The sequence below is a fragment of the uncultured Arenimonas sp. genome, from assembly GCF_963976025.1.
Taxonomy (GTDB): domain Bacteria; phylum Pseudomonadota; class Gammaproteobacteria; order Xanthomonadales; family Xanthomonadaceae; genus Arenimonas.
The window spans coordinates 1-9,849 of record NZ_CAXBJS010000102.1; the positions used below are offsets into that span (position 1 = coordinate 1).

The 9,849-nt window shown below is 70.0% G+C and carries 10 protein-coding genes; all 10 read left to right on the forward strand.

Annotated elements, in window-relative coordinates:
* On the forward strand, positions 1-264 hold a 264-nt coding region (gene gspM / locus AACZ35_RS09120), incomplete at its 5' end, for a type II secretion system protein GspM (RefSeq protein WP_339828360.1).
* Entirely contained in the window at positions 257-988 is a 732-nt protein-coding gene (locus AACZ35_RS09125; protein ID WP_339828362.1) for a hypothetical protein, read from the forward strand. The genes gspM and AACZ35_RS09125, both read left to right, overlap by 8 nt.
* Before the next feature lie 4 nt (positions 989-992).
* Positions 993-3,185 (forward strand): type II secretion system secretin GspD, encoded by a 2,193-nt coding sequence (gene gspD, locus AACZ35_RS09130; RefSeq protein ID WP_339828363.1) that lies wholly within the window; start codon positions 993-995, stop codon positions 3,183-3,185.
* 1 nt (position 3,186) lies between these two features.
* Entirely contained in the window at positions 3,187-3,960 is a 774-nt protein-coding gene (locus tag AACZ35_RS09135) for an ABC transporter permease (RefSeq protein ID WP_339828364.1), read from the forward strand.
* Positions 3,957-5,147 (forward strand): ABC transporter ATP-binding protein, encoded by a 1,191-nt coding sequence (locus AACZ35_RS09140; RefSeq protein ID WP_339828366.1) that lies wholly within the window; start codon positions 3,957-3,959, stop codon positions 5,145-5,147. Before AACZ35_RS09135 ends, AACZ35_RS09140 begins: the two co-directional genes overlap by 4 nt.
* Complete coding sequence (locus tag AACZ35_RS09145; protein WP_339828367.1) at positions 5,144-6,001, forward strand: glycosyltransferase; 858 nt, start codon at positions 5,144-5,146, stop codon at positions 5,999-6,001. The genes AACZ35_RS09140 and AACZ35_RS09145 overlap by 4 nt, the downstream gene beginning before the upstream one ends.
* Positions 6,002-6,010: 9 nt before the next feature.
* Complete coding sequence (locus tag AACZ35_RS09150) at positions 6,011-6,850, forward strand: class I SAM-dependent methyltransferase (protein WP_339828368.1); 840 nt, start codon at positions 6,011-6,013, stop codon at positions 6,848-6,850.
* Entirely contained in the window at positions 6,847-7,722 is an 876-nt protein-coding gene (locus AACZ35_RS09155) for a glycosyltransferase family 2 protein (RefSeq protein WP_339828369.1), read from the forward strand. The genes AACZ35_RS09150 and AACZ35_RS09155 overlap by 4 nt, the downstream gene beginning before the upstream one ends.
* Positions 7,719-8,660 carry a radical SAM/SPASM domain-containing protein gene (locus AACZ35_RS09160; protein ID WP_339828371.1) on the forward strand — a complete coding sequence of 314 codons (942 nt, stop codon included), beginning with the start codon at positions 7,719-7,721 and terminating at the stop codon, positions 8,658-8,660. Before AACZ35_RS09155 ends, AACZ35_RS09160 begins: the two co-directional genes overlap by 4 nt.
* Before the next feature lie 203 nt (positions 8,661-8,863).
* Positions 8,864-9,849, forward strand: a 986-nt coding sequence (locus AACZ35_RS09165) for a S8 family serine peptidase (protein ID WP_339828372.1), incomplete at its 3' end; no start/stop codon positions are given.

The window sequence follows — 9,849 nt, forward strand, 5'->3', positions numbered from 1 at the left end:
ATCACCGCGCGCACGCCCACCGAAAGCCGCAGCGACGAACCCTTCGTGCGCGCCACCGTGCAGGTGCGCCTGCGCTGCGGCATGCCCGAACTCGCCGCCGTGCTGCACGAACTCGAAAGCGGCAGCCCGCAGCTGTTCATCGACAACCTCGACCTGCTTTCGCGCGCCAGTTACCTCGGCGCCGCCCAGGAGTCGGGCGCGGTGGACGTGAACTTCAACCTCTACGGCTACTTGCTGGCCACGCCGGGGGTGCCCGGTGCTTGAGTCCCTGCGCCCCGTGAACGTGCTGCCCGCGGCGCTGGCGGCCTGGGCACTGGCGCTGCTGGTGCTGGCCATCGCCGGCATGGGCGCGAACTTCGGCCCGCACCCGGACGACCCGACCCTGGCGCCGGCGCTGCCGCAGGTGGAACTGTCGGAAATCGGCCCGCGCCTGGGTCCGCCCAGCCAGTACGCCGAAGTCGCCCAGCGGCCGCTGCTTATCCCCAGCCGGCGCCCGGCGGCCGTGTCCGAGGCCGGCGACCAGGATGCGCCGCTCGATTTCACCCTCACCGGCGTGCTGATCGCCGGCGACTTCCGCGCCGTCATGCTGCAAACGCCCGACGGCAGCCGCAACCAGCGCGTGCGCGAAGGCGACCAGGTCGAAGGCACCAGCTGGCGCCTGGTGTCGCTGGAACCGCGTTCGGCCGTGTTCGAGGGCCCCGAAGGCCAGCGCACGCTCGACCTGCGGGTTTACGACGGCAGCGCCGACCCGCCGCGCACCCAGACCGCCGCCGTGCCGTCGCCCCAGGCCGACGGCAGCCGCCGTACCCGGCGTGGGCCCGAGGCCGCGTCCAACGGGGCCCCCGCTGCCGCCCCGGCCGAGGCGCCGGCCAAGGAATCCGAGGCCATGAGCGAAGAACAGCAAGTCGAAGCAATCCGCCGCCGCATCGAGGCCCGCCGCGCGCAGATGCGCGAGCAGTCCGCGCGGGAAGGCCAGAAGGTAGAGTAGCCAGATGACATCCAGACTCCGTCCCGCCCCCCTCGTCGTGCTGGCCCTGCTGGTGTTCCTGGCCGGCTGCGCCACGCCGGCCTCGCCGGTGGTCCGCCGCGGTGCCGACCCGCTGGCCGGCGTGCCCGTGGTCAGCCGCGAAGCCACCTCGCCCGAGGCCGGCGCCGAGCCGTCCGCCACGCCGGAAGACGCCGCGCCCGATCCCTACGCCGCCCGGCTCACCCCGGGCACCGGCCGGGTCATCAACGAACGGGTCGCCTCGGCGCCGCCGCCCTCGCTCGACCTGCCCGGCGAAGCCACCTTCAACTTCGAAGGCGAGCCCGTGCACGCCGTGGTCAAGGTGATCCTGGGCGACCTGCTGCAGCAGAACTACGTCATCGCGCCGGGCGTGCAGGGCCAGGTGACGCTGGCCACGCCGCGCCCGGTCAACGCCGCCCAGGCCCTGGGCCTGCTGGAAATGGTGCTGGGCTGGAACAACGCCCGCCTGGTCTGGATGGACGGCCGCTACAACGTGCTGCCCACCGATCAGGCCCTGGCCGGCAATCTTTCCCCGCGCACCGGCGGCGTCGCCAACGCGCGTGGTTACGAAGTGCGCGCGGTGCCGCTGCAGTTCATCTCGGCCAACGAGATGAAGAAGGTGCTTGAGCCCTACGCGCGCCCGAACGCCGTGGTCAGCACCGACCCGGCGCGCAACATGATCGTGCTGGCCGGCACCCGCGCCGAACTGCAGAACTACCTGCGCACCGTCGAGATCTTCGACGTCGACTGGCTGTCGGGCATGTCGGTGGGCGTGTACCCGCTGCTGTCGGCCGAAGCCGACGACGTGGTCGGCGAACTCGAAGCCATCTTCGGCGCCGAGGGCAATACGCCGGTGTCGGGCATGTTCCGCTTCATGCCGCTGCAGGGCCAGAACGCCGTGCTGGTGATCACGCCGCAGCCGCGTTACCTCAACGAAGCCAAGACCTGGATCGAGCGCCTGGACGCCGGCGGCGGCGAAGGCGCGCGCCTGTACACCTACGAAGTGCTGTACATGAAGGCCACCGACCTGGCCGAGCAGCTTAGCCAGGTGTTTGGCGGCGGTTATTCGGCGTCCGGCGGCAGCAATGCCAGCGGCCCGCCCTCGCTGATGCCCGGCCTGGAGCCGGTGCAGATCCGCTCGATCAACACCCCGGCGCCCGACGCTGCCGACCCGGGCGCACGCGCCAAGGCGGCCGAACAGGCCGCCAGCGCCAGCCGCGCCGGTCGCGGCGGCGACGGCATCGCGGTGGGCTCCTCGGACGACGTGTCGGTGAGCGCGGTCGAAGAATCCAACGCCCTGCTGGTGCGCGCCACGCCCGCCCAGTGGGAATCGATCCGCCGCACCATCGAACGCCTGGACACCATGCCGCTGCAGGTGCACATCGAGGCGCAGGTGGTCGAGGTCGAGCTAAGCGGCAAGCTCAAGTACGGCGTCAACTGGTTCTTCGAAGAAGCCGTGGCCGAAAACGACCTGCCCAGCGCCCTGGGCCGCGACATCTGGGGCGACATCGCCGGCAGCGTCACCGGCGACGGCGGCCTGGGCTGGACCTTCCTGGGCCGCAACGCGGCGGCGGTCATCTCGGCGCTGGACAACCAGTCCAACGTGCGCGTGCTGTCCACGCCCTCGGTGGTGGTGCGAAACAACGCCGAGGCCAAGCTCGACGTCGGCACCAAGATTCCGGTCAATTCGACAAGCTTCAACCCGATCGTCGGCGACGGCACCGGCGGCAATGGCACCTTCACCCAGGTCCAGTACCTCGATACCGGCGTCATCCTTACCGTCACACCGCGCATCAGCCGCGACGGCACCGTGTTCATGGAGATCGACCAGGAAGTGAGCTCCCCGGGCGACACGGCCGACGAGAACGGCAACCTGCCGATCAACAAGCGCAGCCTGGTTACCGAAGCCGCGATCCAGAGCGGCGAAACGGTGATGCTGGCCGGCCTGATCCGAGACAGTTCGCTCAAGGGCAGCGACGGCGTTCCGGGTCTGAGCCGCCTGCCGGTGGTGGGTGCGTTGTTCGGGAGCAAAACCGAAGACACCCTGCGCACCGAAGTGATCATCCTCGTCACTCCGCGCGTCATTCGCGATCCCGCTGAAGCCCGTCGCCTCACCGACGAATACGGCGAGCGTTTCCGCGCGATGGATCCGCTGCGCGTGGAAGCCGACGACCGCTGACATGGGCCCGGCCGTCCGCGCGGTTTTCCGCGAGCTGCTACGACGCGAGCTCGAGGAACGCTACCGCGGCAGCCTGCTCGGTGCCGCCTGGCTGCTGCTGCTGCCGCTGCTGCAGCTGGCGGTGCTGGCCTGGGTGTTCGGTGCGCTGCTGCCGGCGCGCGCGATGGGCGGCGGTGAACTTCCCTACGCCGCCTTCCTGGCCCTGGGCCTGTGGCCCTGGAACCTGCTGGCCAATGCCGTCAACCGCGGTGTCACCGCGCTGACCGACAACGCCGCGCTGATCGGCAAGGTCACGGTGCCGCACGGGCTGTACGTGGACACCCGCGTCGCCGCCAGCGCGCTGATCGAACTGGCCGGCTTCGCCATCGTGTTGCTGGCCCTGTGGCTGTGGGGCGTGCCGCTGGACTGGACTGGCCTGCCGGCGCTGGTCGCGGGCCTGGGCGTAGTGGCGGTGCTGGCGCTGGCACTGGCGCGCCTGCTGGCGGTGCTGCAGGTGTTCCTGCGCGACATCGCGGCGCTGACCAGCCAGCTGCTGGTGCTGGGATTTTTCATGACGCCGGTGTTGTACGACCGCGCGCTGCTGCCGCCGGCGGTTTCGCCCTGGCTGGTCCTGAACCCGATGACGGTGCCGGTGGAAGCCATCCGCGCCGGCCTGTCCGGCGCGCCGGTGGACTGGCAGGCGCTGGCCGTGTGCGCGGCGGCCGCGGGCCTGCTGCTGGTGCTGGCGCAGTGGCTGATGCGCCGCGGCCGCGCCCACCTCGAGGACTTCCTGTGAGCACGCCGCTGGTCGAAGTGCGCGACCTGTGCAAGCGCTACCCGGTGCTGGGCCACCGCGGCGACCGCCTGGCGGCGCTGTGGGACGTGGTGCGCGGCCGGCCGGCGCGGCGCCACGCCAGCGTGCTCGAGGACATCGGCTTCGCCGTGCAGCCGGGCGAATCGCTGGCGATCATCGGTGAAAACGGCGCCGGCAAGTCCACGCTGCTCAAGCTGATCACCGGCGTGCTGACGCCGACCTCGGGCAGCGTGCGCACCCGCGGCCGCATCGGTGCGCTGCTCGAGCTTGGCGCCGGTTTCCACCCTGAACTCAGCGGCCGCGACAACGTGCGCCTGGCCGCCGCCCTGCACGGGCTGGACGCCCGCGCGCTGGCGGAAAAACTGCCGGAAATCGAAGCCTTCGCCGACATCGGCGACTACCTCGACGAACCGGTGAAACACTATTCCTCGGGCATGGTGGTGCGCCTGGGCTTCGCGGTGATCGCCGCGGTGCGGCCGGCCCTGCTGGTCACCGACGAAGTGCTGGCGGTCGGCGACGAGGCCTTCCAGCGCAAGTGCATCCGCTGGCTGGACGATTACCTGGCCAGCGGCGGCACCCTGCTGCTGGTGTCGCATTCGCTCTACCACGTGCGCAAGCTGTGCCGGCGTGCGCTTTGGTTGCAGGACGGCAAGCTGCGGGCGCTGGGTGACGTGTTCGAAGTCAGCCAGGCCTACGAAGCCTTCCAGGCGGAGAAGTCCGCCGGCGAAGTCGCCAGCGAAACCGCCGCCGCGCCGCGCCTGCCCGGCGAGGTCAGCGTGCAGGTGTTCCGCCTGCAGGGCGACGACAGCAGCGACGCGCTGATGCTGGGGCAGGGGGCAGGCCTGGACTGCGAACTGGAACTGCACAGCCGCGACGGTCGCGCGCCGGTGGCGATGCTGGGCTGGCTGCACGCCGACGGCACGCCGGTGTATGGCGTGAGTTCGGAAATGGACGGCGCCGTGCCCGAATCGCTCGGCGACGGCCGCTTCGGCTTCCGGGTCCGCTTCGACGCGCTGCCGCTGCTGCCGGGCCGCTACCGCCTGCGCGCGGTGGCACTGGACGCCGAAGGCCTGCGCCTGTTCGACCAGCGCGAACGCGAAATCGTGGTGCGCGGCGAGTCGCGCGAATTTGGCCTGGTGCGCCTGCCGCACCGCTGGGGCACGCCATGAGCCGCCTGCCCACCGTCATCGTGCCCATCCACAATGCGCTCGAGGCGCTGGACGCCTGCCTGGCATCGCTCGACCGCACGCTGCCGGCCGGCGCCACCGTGCTGCTGGCCGACGACGCCTCCACCGACCCGCGCATCAGCCCGATGGCCCGCGGCTGGTGTTACCGCAGCGCGCTCGACGCCCGCTACGTGCAGCGCGAACTGAACATGGGCTTCCCGGCCAACTGCAACGCTGCCTTTGAAGAAACCGGCGACGCCGATGTCGTGCTGCTCAACTCCGACACCGTCACCACGCCCGGCTGGCTGCAGCAGATCGCCCGCTGCGCCGAACGCGACCCACGCATCGCCACCATCACGCCCTGGTCCAACAACGCCGAGATCTGCAGCTTTCCGCGCTTCTGCGAAGCCAACCCGGTGCCCGAACATCCCGACGCCCTGGCCGAAGCGGCGGCGCTGACCACCGACCCCGACCTGCCCGAGCTCCCCACCGCCGTGGGCTTTTGCATGTACCTGCGCCGGGCCGCGCTGCGCCAGCTGGGCGGCTTCGACGCGGCCACGTTTTGCCGCGGCTACGGCGAGGAAAACGACTTCTGCCTGCGCGCCGCCGCCATGGGCTGGCGAAACGTACTGTGCGAAACCGCCTACGTGGTGCACCTGGGCAACGCCTCGTTCGGCCCGCTGGACATGGCGCCCAACGGCGACAACCTGGGCCGGTTGCTGGCCCGCTGGCCCGACTACAACGAGCGCGTGGCCCGGTTCATCATGGCCGACCCGCTGCGCCCGCACCGCCAGCGGCTGCAGGAAAACCTCGAAAAGCTCGCGCGTTCCGGCCCGCAGCGCGACCTGTTCGGCTAGCATCTGCACATGTCCGAACACCCCGTCCTGCCGTTCACCGGCGAGCGCTACACGCCCGAGCGCGGCCTCGAAATCGCCTACGAGCACTGGCATCGCTACGCCCTGGCGCGGCCGCTGGCCGCCGGCCGGCGCGTGCTCGACGCCGCCTGTGGCGAGGGTTACGGCAGCGCCCTGATCGCCCGCGCCGGCGGCCGCGTGCTGGGCCTGGACGCCGACGTCGAAACCGTCGAACACGCCCGGACGCGTTATGCCGGCGTCCCGGGCCTGGTTTATGAACAGGCCGACGCCACGGCCCTGGACCACCTGCCCGACGCCAGCTTCGACCTGATCCTGAGCTTTGAAACCCTGGAACACGTGCAGGCCCAGGAACGGCTGCTCGACGGCTTCGCCCGCCTGCTGGCGCCCGGCGGCCTGCTGCTGGTGTCCACGCCCGACAAGCGCGTGTACACCGACCTCAGCGGCGAAGTGAACCCGCACCACGTGCGCGAGCTCTACCGCGATGAGTTCGAGGCCCTGCTGGCGGCGCGTTTTCCGGCCCGGCGCCTTTTCGGCCAGAAGCTGCTGTTCCAGTCGGTGCTGTGGGACCTGGCCGGCGACGGCCAGTCCGACGCCAGCACCGCCACGCCCGAAGGCCTGCGGCCCGGCCTGGCCTATGCACCGATGTACCTGCTGGCCGCCTGTGCCCGCGAACAGGAAACCCTCGCCGCGCTGCCGGCGCTGTCCCTGCACGGCGACCTGGCCGAAAGCATCTACGCCGACTACCGCGACGAAGTGCGCCGCAACCGCGCCGCCGCCGCCCACATCGCCCACCTCGAGGCCGAACTGGCCCGACTCCGGGGCGAAGCGTGAACCAGACCTCCGTGCCCCAGGGAGCGCTGGACTTCGGCGCCCGCGACATCGGCGTGGTGGTGGTGACCTACGCCAGCGCCGCCACCATCGAACGCTGCCTGTCCGCGCTGCTGGCGGCCCGGCACGTGATGCGGGTGATGGTGGTCGACAACGCCTCGAAGGACGACACCTGCGCCATCGTCGAACGCCTGGCCGCGCGTGACCCGCGCCTGGGCCTGGTGCGCAACCCCGACAACCGCGGTTTTGCGGCCGCCTGCAACCAGGGCGCCACCGCCATCGCCCAGCCCTGGATCGCCTTCGTCAACCCCGACGCCTTCGTCGAACGCGACACGCTGACCCGCCTGGCCGACGTGGCGATGGCGCGCGCCGGCGCCGGCCTGCTGGGCGTCGAACACCGCGATGAAAACGGCGAACCCGACCCGGCCTCGCGCCGCAGCGACCCCTCGCTGCGCGAACAGCTGTTTTCCCTGGGCCGCCGCGACAACCTGTTCCTCGGCCGCGACCCGGCCCTGGACGTGCAGCCCGTGGAGGCGGTGTCGGGCGCGCTGATGTTCCTGCCGGCGGTGCTGTTCGTGCGCATCGGCGGTTTCGACGAAGGCTACCGCCTGCACGCCGAAGACCTGGACCTGTGCCGCCGCGTGCGCCAGGCCGGTTACGAAGTGCTGGTGGTGAACGACCTGGCCGTCACCCACCTGCGCGGCGTGTCCAGCCGCCGCCGACCGGCCTGGGTGGAATGGCAGAAGCACCGCGGCATGTGGCGCTATTTCCGCAAGTTCGAGGCCGCGCAAACGCCGGCTTGGCTGCAGCCGCTGCTGTTCGTGGCGCTGTGGCTTCACCTGCCGCTGGCGCTGGCCCGTAAGCTATGGCGATGAACCGCAAGCCCGCCCGCAGCATTTATCTCGCCCACCTGGACATCGTGCACGGCTGCCAGCTGCGCTGCCTGGGCTGCCCGAACTCGATCCTGCAGCCCAAGATCAGCCAGGTGCCGGAGGCCGATTTCGCGGCGATCCTGGCCAACATCGACGTCGACCGTATCCACCTGCTGCGCCTGTTCAACTTCGGCGAACCGCTGCTGCACCGCAATCTTTCCGGCCTGCTGGCGCATATCCCGAAGCAGCGCTGGACGGTGGAGCAGGTGGAACTCTCGACCAACGCGCAGAAGGTCTACTGGGACGACTTCGAGAAGGCGATTGCAGGCGGCGTGCTCAGCCGCATCATCGTCAGCTGCGACGGCGACGGCACGCCGGAGGAATACGAACGCCTGCGGCCGCCATCGCAGTGGTCCAAGCTCGAGGAATTCCTGGAGCGCACCAAGGCGCTGTGCGACAAACACGGCCAGGACATCGAGCTGCGCACGATGACGGTCTGCGAGGACGAGGCATCGCGCGAGCGCTGGAACGCCTTCCTGCTGCCGCGCGGCTGGACGCCGCGCTTCCGGCGCTGGATGTGGCTGCCCGAATCCAGCCAGAACCTGACCGGCCGCGATCCGCAGCCGGGCAAGGGCGTGTGCCTGTTCATGGCCGACCCGGAGGAATTCACCGACCATCCCTGGGACGGGGAAGTGAACCAGCTGTACATGGACGCCGACGGCACGGTGGTGCCGTGCTGCGTGCACCCGCAAGCCGGCATCCTGGGCAACCTGCGCGAACAGTCCTACAACGAGGTGCTGGCCGGCGCCGCCCGCGCCGGCTTCGTCAGCGAACTGCGCGACAACCGCCCCGGCATGCGCATCTGCGGCGGCTGCGAAGTCGGCCCCGCCGGCGCCGCCGGCCCCCCGCAGGACGCCGCCCTGGACGGCGGCAACAACTAAGTCCGAACCCCTGTAGGAGCGCCTTCAGGCGCGAATCCCTTACCGGGCCCCTCGGGAGGGGCTTCAGCCCCTAAACGTTAATGCCGCGTGAAGGCGGCCACCCCCTATATGAACGGCGAATAAATCCTGCTAGGTTCCGGACTACTTTGCGACGGACAGCACACTTTCGTGCCCGCCGCGTCCCTGTCCAGTGGAGGACCTTCGTGAACAAGCTGACCCGCAATCTGCTCTGCACTGCCGTCGCACTCGCGTTCTCGGGCGCGGCCCTGGCTGCCCAGCCGGACGCCGATCGCTACATCGTCAAGTTCAAGGACGGCGCCCGCGGCAACGCCGAGAACGCCGTGCGCGCCTCCGGCGGCAGCATCAAGTTGCAGATTTCGGGCATGAACGCGATGGCCGTGTCGGTTCCCGCGGCCGCCCTCAATGGCCTGCGGAACAATCCGAACATCGAATACATCGAGCAGGACCATCCGCGTTACCCGATGGCGCTGTACAACGACGACGCGGGTAATCCGACCACGAGCCAGCTGACTCCCTACGCCATCTATCAGTCGCAGGCCAACCAGGTCACGCTGAACCTGGGCAGCGCGAAGACGGTCTGTGTCATCGATTCCGGCCTGGCCTACTCGGGCCAGGGCGAGACGGGAGGTCCGAACATGGACTTCTCGGACAGCAACATCACCGGCAGCAACGACAGCGGCACCGGCAACTGGTACCAGGACGGCGGCCCGCACGGCACCCACGTCGCCGGCACCATCGCCGCGCTCGACAACGGCTTCGGCGTGGTCGGCATGGCGCCGGGCAACCCGCTGCACATCGTCAAGGTCTTCAACGATGCGGGCTGGGGTTATTCATCCGACCTGGCGAATGCGGCGTCGAAGTGTTCGCAGGCCGGCGCCAAGATCATCTCCATGAGCCTGGGCGGCGGCGGTGCCAACAGCACCGAACAGACCGCATTCGACCAGTTCACCGCCAGTGGTGGCCTGGTCATCGCCGCGGCGGGCAACGACGGCAACAGCGTGCGTTCCTACCCGGCCGGCTACAAGTCGGTGATGATGATCGGCGCCAACGACGCCAACAACCAGATCGCCAGCTTCTCGCAGTTCCCGTCCTGCACGGTCTCGACCGGTCGCGGAAAAAATGCGACCACCGAGACCCACGACGGCTACTGCGTGGAAGCGACCGCCGG